This is a genomic window from Escherichia sp. KTE114 (assembly GCF_000407765.1).
GTDB lineage: Bacteria > Pseudomonadota > Gammaproteobacteria > Enterobacterales > Enterobacteriaceae > Escherichia > Escherichia ruysiae.
On sequence record NZ_KE136626.1, the window covers coordinates 1,016,561 to 1,030,290 of the forward strand.

Genomic DNA, 13,730 nt, shown 5'->3' on the forward strand with positions numbered 1-13,730 from the left:
GATATGAATTACAGCGTAAGAGTTTTTCTCTCGTTAATAGGATTTTTGACATGATTCGTATTATACAGCGAGCATTAATCTGTTGGGTTTTATGCGTCAATGTCACCTCAGCGCAAGAGCTGGTGATTGCTACAACGCTTTCTTCGGAAGCGACGGAGCACATTATCAGTCAATGGCAAAAACAACCACTGGCAACCAAAATCCGAACGCTTAACCGAACCAGTGCATCCATTGAGCGCCTGCTAGAAAATCCATTGGGTGAAAATATTGATCTGGTACTGAGTTCATCTCCCATGTTGCTACAGCGGTTGCAAAGTAAAAATCTGCTCCAGCCATTTAATAATCAAATAGAAACAAGCAGAAAGTTAGTACCCGAATCTATTCGTTCAACCACCGTTGCGGTTGCAGTATCGGGCTATGGCATCCTGATTAATGTGGCGCATCTGGAAGATAAAAATGAGCCAGTACCTACTTCATGGAAGGAATTGAGCAGGTCACGTTATCAAGGAACACTATTAATGAGCAGCCCTTCACGTTCAGATACCACACATCTGATGATTGAAGATCTCCTGCAACAACAAGGATGGAGTAATGGTTGGGGTACTCTACTGAAAATAGGCGGTAATCTCGCTACCATTTCATCACGCAGCTTTGGCGTAGCAAATAAGATCAGTACAGGGCTGGGAGACGCTGGTCCAGTCATCGACAATTACGCTAACGTACTGCTTAATAATTCAACTTTACGTTTCAGTTATTTCCCCAACTCTCGCGCAGCACCAATGTTTATTGCCATCGCAAACGGTAGTAAACATCCACAGGAGGCGGGGCGTTTTATTAATTTTTTGTTGAGCCAGGAAGGACAACAGGCATTAAGCGATTCTGATTCAGGAAAGTATCCGGTATATCCGCTACCCTCCGGTACTCCACTCGCGGATCAACAACTGCGATTATTTGCCTCCCCTTCCCTTGATTATCCGTTGATTATGCAGCGTCAAAAGCTTGTGCAACTGTTATTTGATAATGCGATTACTTTTCGCCTTACCGAGCTTCAAAACAGTTGGAAATCATTATATGCCGCAGAACATCGGCTTAAGCGTAAATTGCCAGATGTGCGTGCATTATTAACAGCAGTTCCTGTTACCCCGGAGCAGTCCGTTAATGCCATGTACCTGCAGCAATTCGAACTGCAATCAGGCTTTCGTGAAGCTCAGCTCATGGCATGGCAGCAGTTTTTCCTGCATCAGCAGCAATTGGTGAACACACAACTTGAGTCGTTAAAGTGAAACAACTACATACTATAGGGACGAGCTTACGGCTCGCCTTTGTTTTTAGCGCCGTTCTTACGCTATTCGTTAGCGTAGTCAGCCTCTATTCCTGGTATGAACAAAATTCTCAGGTTCGCTACGCGCTTGATGATTATTTCCCGAGGATTCAGGCTTCATTTCTTTTTGAAGAAAACCTCACCGCATTGGTAAACGAATTTAATGAGCTACAACAGACAACCAATACCGCTAGTCGTCTTCAGGTAAGGGAGCAGATTGAACAACGGCTACAAAAAATTAAGGCTATTAACCCTCATCTTGATTCAGTACATCAACGTGCGCTTAACCAACAGGTCGCCAGTAGTGCCAGACTGCTTAACAAGCTCGATAACGCATTGAACAACAACAATCAGGAAAAAGGGAAACTCGACGTTATATCCTCAAGAGTTAACTGGCTGCATGATGACTTTAATAATGAACTCAACTCACTTACTCAGGATTTAAGTTGGCAACAATCGTCGTTGCTAAATCAACTCAGCCAACGAAAAGATCTACCCGAAAAACAGAGTTTGCAAAATGCTCAGCAAACCATTCAAAAAGAATTGCAGCTCGTTTTCGAACTTTCACATATAGAAACCCAAATCGTCAGTACGCTAAAGGAGATGCTTAACACGCATAGCGGAGATATAGGCGCGTTAAAACAACATATTCAGTATTTGAATTTTTTGAAACACAGCATTGACGAAAATGTGCGGTCGTTATCTTCTTATTCCAGTACCATTACATTACACCAGACAGTTTATTCCTTGTGGGAGTTGGGTACTCAGCAAAATTATCTACCCGGAACCCTGGCCGCCTGGCAACAAGCTCAACAAACACTCATGAGTACTATCGGGGATAAAGAGCGTGTATTTACGCAAATACGCGCTCAATTAGAAGCGCAATTAGGTAATAGCCATCAACAATTGCAAACATTCAATCTCCGATTGGAAAAAATAATGCAAATCAGCGGGCTATTGATTTTGGCGGCTATGGTTACCGCCTTACTGTTCGTCATTCTGGTAAATTACCTCTACATTCGTCCCAGAATGATCCGCCGATTTCAGTTATTGAATGATGCCGTTGTCAAGTTAAGCAATGGTGAACTCGATGCTGATATCCCGGTCTCCGGCAACGATGAACTTGGGAGAATTGCCAACCTGCTCCGCCAGACCATTGAAAAAATTAATCAACAGCAACGTCAACTGGGACAGGAAATATGCGAGCGTATTGCGACAGAAAAAAACCTTCGTACAACACAAAGTGAATTGATCCAAACTGCAAAACTGGCCGTGGTTGGGCAGACAATGACAACACTGGCACATGAAATTAATCAACCACTTAATGCATTATCTATGTATCTTTTCAGCGCCAACCGCGCGCTGGAACAACAAGATGTTGGTTTGGTGAAAAATTATATTGTCACAATGCGATCGTTGGTCGAGCGCATGGATAACATCGTTAAAAGATTGCGCAACTTTGCCCGCCGTCGAGATAGTGAACTGGCTGGCGGTGCAATCAATTTACAGCAGGTAATTTATTCATCCTGGGAACTTCTGGCGTTGAAACATCGACCGCTGAAGGCCTCTCTTCACTACCCTGATAATTTCCCTGCCGTTTATGGCGATGATGTTTTGATTCAACAAGTTTTAGTTAATTTGTTTACGAATGCCCTGGAAGCCACTCTGGAGCAATCACCCACAATAACCATCAGCTTTGAAGAAGAAGCCTCCACTGTAACGCTATATATTGCTGATAATGGAAAAGGCTGGCCAGTGCATCTGGCTGATCGACTATTAACGCCTTTTACCACGGACAAAGCTGTAGGTTTGGGTATTGGCCTTTCGATTAGTCATTCTATTATGCGCCAGTGCCAGGGAGAGTTATATATCGCGTCAACTCTCGACCGCCATGCGCTGGTTATTCTACGTTTCAGGAAACTTTAAGCATGACAGACACCACCCCAACAATTCTGTTAATTGATGACGACAATGATGTTCTGCAAGCCTACAGCACTCTCTTACAACAAGAGGGTTATGTCGTATGTACCTGTAGCACCCCTTCTGAGGCTCTACAATTACTGCAAAACACGTGGGAAGGCATCGTGGTGTGCGACGTTTGTATGCCGGATATTTCAGGCATTACGCTACTGGAAAAAATAATGCTGATTGACCCTAATCTTCCCATTCTGATGATCACCGGGCATGGCGATGTCCCCATGGCAGTTGAAGCAGTAAAAAAGGGAGCGTGGGATTTCCTGCAAAAGCCGATCAATCCGGAACAATTTCTCTCACTTATCGAAAAAGCACTGGCTGAACGTGAGGCTTATCTGGAACAAAAAAAATGGCGACACGCTCAGTTTAATCGGCACTTAATCGGTAACAGTGGTTGGATTCGCCAGACACGTCAACAGCTTGAAACGCTGGCAGAAACCGATCTTCCCGTCTGCTTTTACGGCGAACCTGGCACAGGAAGAACATTAGCCGCCCACTATCTTCATCAATTTAGTTCTCGCAAGGAAAGGCCTTTAATTGAACGCACACTCAGCGCCAATAGCCCGCAGCCCCTGGAAGAATGGGTGAAAGAAGCAAAAGGTGGCACGCTGTTATTAAAAGAACTTGAGCATTTAACGCCAGAAAATCAGCGCGCCTTGATCCAGTACCAGGAAAGACCCCAGGATCGGTCATTTCGTCTGATTGTTGTTAATCAAAGCCCTCTGGCTGAACTGGCTGCCGCACAAAAAATTATTCCTGCATTGTATTTTCTTTTTTCACTCACCCACATTGAATGCCCACCACTCAGCCAGCGACCGGGGGATATTGAACCTATTTTTCACCATTATCTGACCCTCACCTGTAAACGATTAAATCGCCAGCAGCCGCTGTTGGGAAAAGCTTTTTATAAGCGACTGATGGCGCGTACCTGGCCTGGTAATATTATTGAATTGGTGAATGCGGCAGAACTGGTGGCAGTCGGCGTTTTAATGCTGGACGATTCGGTCAGTTTGCAGATGATGGAGACGGATCCAGCACCGCTGGATGAACTCGTAGAATCTTATGAAAGACAAATAATTATTGATGCACTCAACTTCCATCAGGGTCGTATCAACGACGTTGCCGATTACTTTCAGATACCCAGAAAAAAGCTGTATTTGCGCATGAAAAAATACGGTATTGATAAAATGGATTTTCGCTATGAGAAGAAAGATAAAAAGACACAAACTCAATGAGTTATGTTGCTAATGTAGGTTTTCAGGCACAAAAAAAGCGCCGTGCGGCGCTTTTTTCGGAAATCCGGTCTTATTTGCTGCCCGGGATGCTGAAACGCTTGTTGAAGCGGTCAACACGGCCACCGGTAGCAACATCACGCTGTTTGCCAGTGAAGAACGGGTGGCACTTGCTGCACACGTCGAGGTTCAGGTCATGACCAACGGTGGAGCGGATTTTCATTACGTTACCGCAAGAGCAGCTAGCAGTAATTTCTTCGTATTTCGGGTGAATATCTTTTTTCATGGGAAAACCTCGGTTTAAGGCCGCGTCGCTCTTCCAGCCCTAACGCCAGACACCACGCGATGTTTAAAGTATAGTTTCAATACGATCATTTCGTATCAAAGGCGCCGAATCATACAGAAATTAACCAGCGTATGCAAACTGATCCGCACTCCTCTACGGCAATGTGTATACTGTTCCACCGAATTTCAAGTCAGGATGATGCTATGCCCGTTGCTCACGTTGCCTTGCCCGTTCCGATTCCCCGAACCTTTGACTATCTGCTGCCTGAAGGCATGACGGTTAAAGCCGGGTGTCGCGTGCGCGTGCCGTTTGGTAAACAGCAAGAACGCATCGGGATTGTGGTGTCAGTTAGCGATGTCAGCGAGCTGCCGCTCAACGAGCTAAAAGCGGTAGTTGAAGTGCTGGACGTTGAGCCGGTGTTTACTCACTCCGTCTGGCGATTACTGCTATGGGCGGCGGATTACTATCATCATCCAATTGGCGATGTGTTGTTTCATGCCTTGCCGATTTTACTACGCCAGGGGCGGCCTGCGGCGAACACGCCGATGTGGTACTGGTTTGCCACTGAACAAGGCCAGGCGGTGGATCTTAACAGCCTGAAACGTTCACCCAAGCAACAACAGGCGCTGGCGGCGTTACGGCAAGGGAAAATCTGGCGCGACCAGGTCGCCACGCTCGAATTTAATGATGCCGCGTTGCAGGCGCTGCGCAAAAAAGGTCTGTGTGATTTAGCAAGTGAAACACCTGATTTTAGCGACTGGCGAACGAACTACGCCGTTTCTGGCGAGCGGTTGCGACTAAATACTGAACAAGCCACCGCCGTTGGTGCCATCCATAGCGCGGCGGATACCTTCTCTGCCTGGCTGCTGGCGGGCGTTACTGGTTCCGGTAAAACGGAGGTTTATCTCAGTGTACTGGAAAACGTGCTTGCTCAGGGCAAACAGGCGCTGGTAATGGTGCCGGAAATCGGCCTGACACCACAAACTATCGCCCGTTTTCGTGAACGCTTTAATGCGCCCGTAGAAGTTCTGCATTCTGGCCTGAACGATAGCGAACGTCTTTCTGCGTGGCTGAAAGCAAAAAATGGCGAGGCGGCGATTGTGATCGGCACCCGCTCCGCGCTGTTTACGCCGTTTAAAAATCTCGGCGTGATTGTCATTGACGAAGAGCACGACAGTTCCTACAAGCAGCAGGAAGGCTGGCGCTATCATGCCCGCGACCTGGCGGTGTATCGTGCGCACAGCGAGCAAATCCCGATTATTCTTGGCTCCGCAACGCCCGCGCTGGAAACGTTGTGCAACGTCCAGCAGAAAAAATACCGCCTGCTGCGCCTGACGCGCCGGGCGGGGAATGCGCGTCCGGCAATTCAACATGTGCTGGATTTAAAAGGTCAGAAGGTGCAGGCGGGGCTGGCTCCGGCGTTAATCACCCGTATGCGCCAGCATTTACAAGCCAATAACCAGGTCATTCTCTTTCTTAACCGCCGTGGCTTTGCGCCTGCGCTACTGTGCCACGACTGTGGCTGGATAGCCGAATGCCCACGTTGCGATCACTACTACACGCTGCATCAGGCGCAGCAGCATCTGCGCTGTCATCACTGCGACAGCCAGCGCCCAGTGCCGCGCCAGTGCCCTTCCTGCGGCTCCACGCACCTGGTGCCCGTGGGCCTGGGCACCGAGCAGCTTGAGCAGACGCTTGCCCCGATGTTCCCTGGTGTACCCATTTCACGTATTGATCGTGACACTACCAGTCGCAAAGGCGCGCTGGAGCAGCAACTGGCGGAAGTACATCGCGGCGGCGCGCGGATTTTGATTGGCACGCAAATGCTGGCGAAAGGCCACCACTTTCCGGATGTCACACTTGTGGCGTTACTGGACGTGGACGGCGCGCTGTTTTCTGCCGATTTTCGTTCCGCAGAACGTTTCGCCCAGCTTTACACCCAGGTCGCCGGTCGTGCGGGGCGCGCGGGTAAACAGGGCGAAGTGGTGCTGCAAACACATCATCCGGAACATCCTCTCTTGCAAACGTTGCTCTATAAAGGCTACGACGCCTTTGCGGAACAGGCGCTGGCCGAACGACGAATGATGCAACTACCACCGTGGACCAGCCACGTGATTGTGCGCGCGGAGGATCATAACAATCAGCACGCGCCGCTGTTCCTGCAACAGTTGCGAAATCTCATCCTCTCCAGTCCGCTAGCGGATGACAAACTGTGGGTTCTCGGCCCGGTTCCGGCACTGGCACCTAAACGCGGCGGTCGCTGGCGCTGGCAGATCCTGCTGCAACATCCTTCCCGCGTGCGCTTACAGCACATCATTAACGGTACGCTGGCGCTTATTAATACAATACCGGATTCACGGAAAGTGAAATGGGTGCTGGATGTCGATCCTATTGAGGGTTAAACCGCTAACGATGCGAGGCGGATCGAAAAATTAAATATTCATCACACTTTTCATGAAAATTCTGTAACCGTTTTCACGCGCTATCTGCTAAAAATGTTGCCGATGTGAAGTAAACACGGATGTAGTACGCCTGACGTGCCAGGCGAGGAGTGAGTGTGAAAGCGAAGAAGCAGGAAACTGCCGCAACCATGAAAGACGTCGCCCTGAAAGCAAAAGTCTCTACGGCGACCGTCTCCCGAGCGTTAATGAATCCAGATAAGGTCTCCCTGGCGACTCGTAACCGGGTTGAAAAAGCCGCCCGGGAAGTGGGTTATTTACCGCAGCCGATGGGGCGTAACGTCAAGCGTAATGAATCCCGCACCATTCTGGTGATTGTCCCGGATATCTGCGATCCCTTCTTTAGCGAAATTATTCGCGGTATCGAAATTACGGCAGCAAGTCATGGATATCTGGTACTGATTGGCGACTGTGCACATCAAAACCAGCAGGAAAAAACCTTTATCGATTTGATAATCACTAAGCAAATTGATGGCATGTTGCTGCTTGGTTCAAGGCTGCCGTTTGATGCCAGCATTGAGGAACAGCGTAATCTGCCGCCGATGGTGATGGCGAACGAATTTGCACCGGAGCTGGAACTGCCTACAGTTCATATCGACAACCTGACTGCTGCATTTGATGCGGTAAATTACCTGTATGAACAGGGGCATAAATTGATCGGCTGTATTGCTGGTCCGGAAGAAATGCCGCTGTGTCACTATCGCCTGCAAGGTTACGTTCAGGCTCTGCGTCGCTGCGGAATTATGGTTGATCCACAATATATCGCCCGTGGCGACTTCACCTTCGACGCCGGAAGTAAAGCCATGCAGCAGTTGCTTGACCTTCCGCAACCGCCAACTGCTGTTTTCTGTCATAGCGATGTGATGGCACTTGGCGCACTTTCGCAGGCGAAACGTCAGGGGCTGAAAGTTCCTGATGACCTTTCCATAATCGGTTTTGATAACATCGACCTGACGCAATTTTGTGATCCGCCACTGACAACCATCGCACAGCCGCGCTATGAAATTGGTCGGGAGGCAATGTTGTTATTGCTTGACCAAATGCAGGGGCAAACGGTCGGCAGCGGCTCACGTTTAATGGACTGCGAGCTTATTATCCGGGGATCGACACGCACATTGACTTAAAGTAAACCTTTAAGGCTTCCGTGACTGGTCAAAGGCCCGCCGCTTAAGTAACATGGCGGGCTGACGAACGAATAAATACAGCGAAACGATAGTGGCACAACGAGATTATGTACGCCGCAGCCAACCGGCACCTTCGCGGCGAAAAAAGAGTACCTCACGGAAAAAGCAACGAAATCTGCCTGCGGTTTCTCCCGCAATGGTCGCTATTGCTGCCGCCGTTCTTGTGACCTTTATCGGTGGTCTGTACTTCATTACGCATCACAAGAAAGAAGAGTCCGAGACGCTGCAAAGCCAGAAAGTGACCGGAAACGGACTACCTCCGAAACCGGAAGAACGCTGGCGCTACATTAAAGAGCTGGAAAGTCGCCAGCCGGGTGTGCGTGCGCCAACAGAACCTTCTGCCGGTGGTGAAGTAAAAACGCCGGAGCAACTGACACCAGAACAGCGCCAGCTTCTTGAACAAATGCAGGCCGATATGCGCCAGCAGCCAACGCAGTTAGTTGAAGTTCCGTGGAATGAGCAAACGCCAGAACAGCGCCAGCAAACGCTACAACGCCAGCGTCAGGCGCAGCAGTTAGCGGAACAGCAACGCCTGGCTCAGCAGTCGCGTACGACCGAACAAAGCTGGCAACAACAGACGCGTACGTCGCAAGCCGCGCCGGTTCAGTCGCAGCCGCGCCAGTCAAAACCGGCTTCTACTCAGCAGCCGTACCAGGATCTGCTGCAAACCCCTGCGCACACTACCGCGCAGTCGAAGCCGCAGCAAGCTGCGCCAGTTGCTCGTGCAGCTGACGCGCCAAAACCGACAGCAGAGAAAAAAGATGAACGCCGCTGGATGGTACAGTGCGGTTCGTTCAGAGGCGCAGAACAGGCAGAGACGGTACGTGCTCAGCTGGCGTTCGAAGGTTTTGACTCGAAAATTACCACCAACAATGGCTGGAATCGTGTGGTCATTGGCCCGGTGAAAGGCAAAGAGAACGCAGACAGCACCCTCAATCGCCTGAAGATGGCGGGTCATACAAACTGCATTCGGCTCGCCGCCGGGGGTTGAAACCCTCAAAATCCCCCCCATCTATAATTGCATTATGCCCCGTACTTTTGTACGGGGTTTGTACTCTGTATTCGTAACCAAGGGGTCAGCTCGTGACAACTATAGTAAGCGTACGCCGTAACGGCCATGTGGTCATCGCTGGTGATGGTCAGGCCACGTTGGGCAATACCGTAATGAAAGGCAACGTGAAAAAGGTCCGCCGTCTGTACAACGACAAAGTCATCGCGGGCTTTGCAGGCGGTACTGCGGATGCTTTTACGCTGTTCGAACTGTTTGAACGTAAACTGGAAATGCATCAGGGCCATCTGGTCAAAGCCGCCGTTGAGCTGGCAAAAGACTGGCGTACCGATCGCATGTTGCGCAAACTTGAAGCACTGCTGGCAGTCGCGGATGAAACTGCATCGCTTATCATCACCGGTAACGGTGACGTGGTGCAGCCAGAAAACGATCTTATTGCTATCGGCTCCGGCGGCCCTTACGCCCAGGCTGCGGCGCGCGCGCTGTTAGAAAACACTGAACTTAGCGCCCGTGAAATTGCTGAAAAGGCGTTGGATATTGCAGGCGACATTTGCATCTATACCAACCATTTCCACACCATCGAAGAATTAAGCTACAAAGCGTAAGGATCTCCCATGTCTGAAATGACCCCACGCGAAATCGTCAGCGAACTTGATAAGCACATCATTGGCCAGGATAACGCCAAGCGTTCCGTGGCGATTGCACTGCGTAACCGCTGGCGTCGTATGCAGCTCAACGAAGAGCTGCGCCATGAAGTGACTCCGAAAAATATCCTGATGATCGGCCCGACTGGCGTCGGTAAAACTGAAATCGCCCGTCGCCTGGCAAAACTGGCAAACGCGCCGTTCATCAAAGTTGAAGCGACCAAATTCACCGAAGTCGGTTATGTGGGTAAAGAAGTCGATTCTATCATCCGCGATCTGACCGATGCCGCCGTGAAAATGGTGCGTGTACAAGCTATCGAGAAAAACCGCTATCGCGCTGAAGAACTGGCAGAAGAGCGCATTCTCGACGTGCTGATCCCACCAGCTAAAAACAACTGGGGACAGACCGAACAGCAGCAGGAGCCGTCCGCTGCCCGTCAGGCATTCCGCAAAAAACTGCGTGAAGGCCAGCTCGATGACAAAGAAATCGAGATCGATCTTGCCGCAGCACCGATGGGCGTTGAAATTATGGCGCCTCCGGGAATGGAAGAGATGACCAGCCAGTTGCAGTCCATGTTCCAGAACCTGGGCGGTCAGAAGCAAAAAGCACGTAAGCTGAAAATCAAAGACGCCATGAAGCTGCTGATTGAAGAAGAAGCGGCGAAACTGGTTAACCCGGAAGAACTGAAGCAAGACGCTATCGACGCCGTTGAACAGCACGGGATCGTGTTTATCGACGAAATCGACAAAATCTGTAAGCGCGGCGAGTCTTCTGGTCCGGATGTTTCTCGTGAAGGCGTTCAGCGTGACCTGCTGCCGCTGGTAGAAGGTTGCACCGTTTCTACCAAACACGGGATGGTCAAAACTGACCACATTCTGTTTATCGCTTCTGGTGCATTCCAGGTAGCGAAACCGTCTGACCTGATCCCGGAACTGCAAGGTCGTCTGCCGATCCGCGTCGAACTCCAGGCGCTGACCACCAGCGACTTCGAGCGCATTCTGACCGAGCCGAATGCCTCTATCACCGTGCAATACAAAGCACTGATGGCGACTGAAGGCGTGAATATCGAATTTACGGATTCCGGTATTAAGCGTATCGCGGAAGCGGCATGGCAGGTGAACGAATCTACCGAAAACATCGGTGCACGTCGTTTACATACCGTTCTGGAGCGTTTGATGGAAGAGATTTCCTACGACGCCAGCGATTTAAGCGGTCAAACTATCACCATTGACGCAGATTATGTGAGCAAACATCTGGATGCGTTGGTGGCAGATGAAGATCTGAGCCGTTTTATCCTATAATCGCGTTCAATCATTTTCATCATTGTTTGATGGGGCAGAAAGGCCCCATTTTTATTGGCGCGTATTATGACTGAACAACAAATTAGCCGAACTCAGGCGTGGCTGGAAAGTTTACGACCTAAAACCCTCCCCCTCGCCTTTGCTGCAATTATCGTCGGGACAGCACTGGCATGGTGGCAAGGTCACTTCGATCCACTGGTCGCCCTGCTGGCACTGATTACCGCCGGGCTATTACAGATCCTTTCTAACCTCGCCAATGATTACGGCGATGCCGTCAAAGGCAGCGACAAACCTGACCGTATCGGGCCGCTACGTGGTATGCAAAAAGGGGTTATTACCCAGCAAGAGATGAAACGGGCGCTCATCATTACCGTCGTGCTCATCTGTCTCTCCGGACTGGCGCTGGTCGCAGTGGCGTGCCATACGCTGACCGATTTTGTCGGCTTCCTGATTCTGGGCGGTTTGTCGATCATCGCCGCTATCACCTACACCGTGGGCAATCGCCCTTATGGTTATATCGGTCTGGGTGATATTTCCGTACTGGTTTTCTTTGGCTGGTTGAGCGTGATGGGGAGCTGGTATTTGCAGGCGCATACGTTGATTCCGGCATTGATCCTTCCGGCGACCGCCTGTGGCCTGCTGGCAACAGCGGTTCTAAACATTAATAACCTGCGTGATATTAATAGCGACCGCGAGAATGGCAAAAACACGCTGGTGGTGCGCTTAGGTGCAGTAAACGCACGTCGTTACCATGCCTGCCTGCTGATGGGCTCACTGGTGTGCCTGGCGCTGTTTAATCTCTTTTCGCTGCACAGCCTGTGGGGCTGGTTGTTCCTGCTGGCAACGCCGTTATTGGTGAAACAGGCTCGTTATGTGATGCGTGAAATGGATCCGGTAGCGATGCGACCAATGCTGGAACGCACTGTCAAGGGCGCATTACTGACTAACTTGCTGTTTGTTTTAGGGATATTCCTAAGCCAGTGGGCAGCATAACTGACAAATATCAATTAACAATTGATGATTTTGCCAACAACCCACATAGCGCGATATACTGAAAATTCTCGCAGCAACTGAATGTTAAGCCTATGAAATACGATACTTCCGAGCTTTGTGACATCTATCAAGAAGATGTCAACGTCGTGGAACCGCTGTTCTCCAACTTTGGTGGACGGGCGTCGTTTGGCGGACAAATCATCACGGTAAAATGTTTCGAGGACAACGGGTTGCTGTATGATCTGCTCGAACAGAATGGTCGTGGTCGTGTTCTTGTCGTCGATGGCGGTGGTTCTGTTCGTCGCGCACTGGTCGATGCTGAACTGGCGCGTCTGGCAGTACAAAATGAATGGGAAGGGCTGGTCATTTACGGCGCGGTGCGTCAGGTAGATGATCTGGAAGAGCTGGATATCGGCATCCAGGCGATGGCGGCAATTCCGGTCGGTGCTGCTGGCGAAGGCATTGGCGAAAGCGACGTCCGCGTCAACTTTGGCGGCGTCACCTTCTTCTCCGGCGACCATCTCTACGCCGACAATACCGGGATTATTCTTTCTGAAGATCCGCTGGATATTGAATAAGTATCTGCCATGCGTTAAAAGGGGAATTAAATTCCCCTTTTTTATACATGGACGTATTCATGCAGAATATTATTCTTTTATTTATATATTTATTACTTATAGTCGTTAACCATTTCCGCTACAAATTCCTTTTATCTGGCAACACGGGTGAAATGATTTTATATTTTGCTAACGTATTTTTTAACCCACTTGCCTTATCATTTATTATCGCCACAATCATCTGTATAACGATAAAAAAAAGAAGCAGCCGCAGCTTTATTCGCGGCACTTGTTGGTTAATGGGGTTATTTCTTATCTATAGCAGCTATACGGTGTGGGAACGACATAGCACATGGGAATATACTTTCCCGGGGCCAGGTATCACCGTCATAGTTCCGAGCAAACAGTGGGTTGCCAATATAGTAAAACAAGGACCAACCCTGGTGACTCGGGATGCCCATGCTATTTTAGCTATTGTTGCCTTCTCACAAAATGAACTCGGTGTACATTCAATCGAGGAACTTACCGCGACTCAAAACGGAACTGCAGAAATGCATGTTTGTGATGTTCAGGGATTTACCTGCGCTTATCAGGAAGGAGTGCAAACAATGAGTGATGGCAAAGTAAGACATGCTATTTTCATGACTCTACTGGATAACACTAATTTGATACAACTGGTCGCAGCCATCGACCCAGATTATTTGGACGAATATCAAGAAGAAGTAATGAAAATGATGCTTTCTGCCCGTCAATGATCTGATGTGCATGT

At 49.5% G+C, this 13,730-nt stretch carries 12 protein-coding genes; 11 read left to right on the forward strand and 1 reads right to left on the reverse strand.

The window, feature by feature from the left end; translation table 11 throughout:
* Window positions 1–50 precede the first annotated feature (50 nt).
* Genes WC5_RS15875 through pgtA form a run of 3 tightly spaced genes read left to right on the forward strand, consistent with a single transcriptional unit; the run spans window position 51 to window position 4,530 of the window.
* Window positions 51–1,283: an ABC transporter substrate-binding protein gene (locus WC5_RS15875; RefSeq protein ID WP_000619302.1), complete on the forward strand. Its 1,233-nt coding sequence runs from the start codon at window positions 51–53 to the stop codon at window positions 1,281–1,283.
* Complete coding sequence (locus tag WC5_RS15870; RefSeq protein ID WP_016231504.1) at window positions 1,280–3,247, forward strand: sensor histidine kinase; 1,968 nt, start codon at window positions 1,280–1,282, stop codon at window positions 3,245–3,247. The genes WC5_RS15875 and WC5_RS15870 overlap by 4 nt, the downstream gene beginning before the upstream one ends.
* 2 nt (window positions 3,248–3,249) lie before the next feature.
* A complete protein-coding gene (pgtA, locus tag WC5_RS15865) occupies window positions 3,250–4,530 on the forward strand; it encodes a two-component system response regulator PgtA (RefSeq protein WP_000132858.1) in 1,281 nt (426 codons plus the stop codon).
* A 70-nt stretch (window positions 4,531–4,600) separates the two neighbouring features.
* On the opposite strand, the gene rpmE is transcribed toward pgtA, so the two are convergent.
* On the reverse strand, window positions 4,601–4,813 hold the full coding sequence (rpmE, locus tag WC5_RS15860; protein WP_000710770.1) for a 50S ribosomal protein L31: 213 nt from the start codon (window positions 4,811–4,813) through the stop codon (window positions 4,601–4,603).
* A 203-nt stretch (window positions 4,814–5,016) separates the two neighbouring features.
* On the opposite strand from rpmE, the gene priA reads away from it, so the two are divergent.
* The 8 genes from priA (at window position 5,017) to WC5_RS15820 (ending at window position 13,716) form a co-directional block, all read left to right on the forward strand.
* Window positions 5,017–7,215, forward strand: a complete 2,199-nt coding sequence (priA, locus tag WC5_RS15855; protein WP_010349504.1) for a primosomal protein N' — start codon at window positions 5,017–5,019, stop codon at window positions 7,213–7,215.
* A 155-nt stretch (window positions 7,216–7,370) separates the two neighbouring features.
* Window positions 7,371–8,396 carry a DNA-binding transcriptional regulator CytR gene (gene cytR, locus WC5_RS15850; protein ID WP_000644887.1) on the forward strand — a complete coding sequence of 342 codons (1,026 nt, stop codon included), beginning with the start codon at window positions 7,371–7,373 and terminating at the stop codon, window positions 8,394–8,396.
* 91 nt (window positions 8,397–8,487) lie between these two features.
* On the forward strand, window positions 8,488–9,447 hold the full coding sequence (gene ftsN, locus WC5_RS15845) for a cell division protein FtsN (protein WP_000068842.1): 960 nt from the start codon (window positions 8,488–8,490) through the stop codon (window positions 9,445–9,447).
* Between the two features lie 92 nt (window positions 9,448–9,539).
* A complete protein-coding gene (gene hslV, locus WC5_RS15840; RefSeq protein ID WP_000208242.1) occupies window positions 9,540–10,070 on the forward strand; it encodes an ATP-dependent protease subunit HslV in 531 nt (176 codons plus the stop codon).
* A gap of 9 nt (window positions 10,071–10,079) precedes the next feature.
* Window positions 10,080–11,411 carry an ATP-dependent protease ATPase subunit HslU gene (gene hslU, locus WC5_RS15835; RefSeq protein ID WP_001293348.1) on the forward strand — a complete coding sequence of 444 codons (1,332 nt, stop codon included), beginning with the start codon at window positions 10,080–10,082 and terminating at the stop codon, window positions 11,409–11,411.
* Between the two features lie 66 nt (window positions 11,412–11,477).
* Entirely contained in the window at window positions 11,478–12,404 is a 927-nt protein-coding gene (gene menA / locus WC5_RS15830) for a 1,4-dihydroxy-2-naphthoate polyprenyltransferase (protein WP_010349503.1), read from the forward strand.
* Window positions 12,405–12,496: 92 nt separating this feature from the next.
* Complete coding sequence (gene rraA, locus WC5_RS15825) at window positions 12,497–12,982, forward strand: ribonuclease E activity regulator RraA (RefSeq protein ID WP_000872908.1); 486 nt, start codon at window positions 12,497–12,499, stop codon at window positions 12,980–12,982.
* A 59-nt stretch (window positions 12,983–13,041) separates the two neighbouring features.
* The gene (locus WC5_RS15820) at window positions 13,042–13,716 is read left to right on the forward strand and encodes a hypothetical protein (RefSeq protein ID WP_016231505.1); all 675 of its coding nucleotides are present in this window, start codon (window positions 13,042–13,044) and stop codon (window positions 13,714–13,716) included.
* Window positions 13,717–13,730 lie beyond the last annotated feature (14 nt).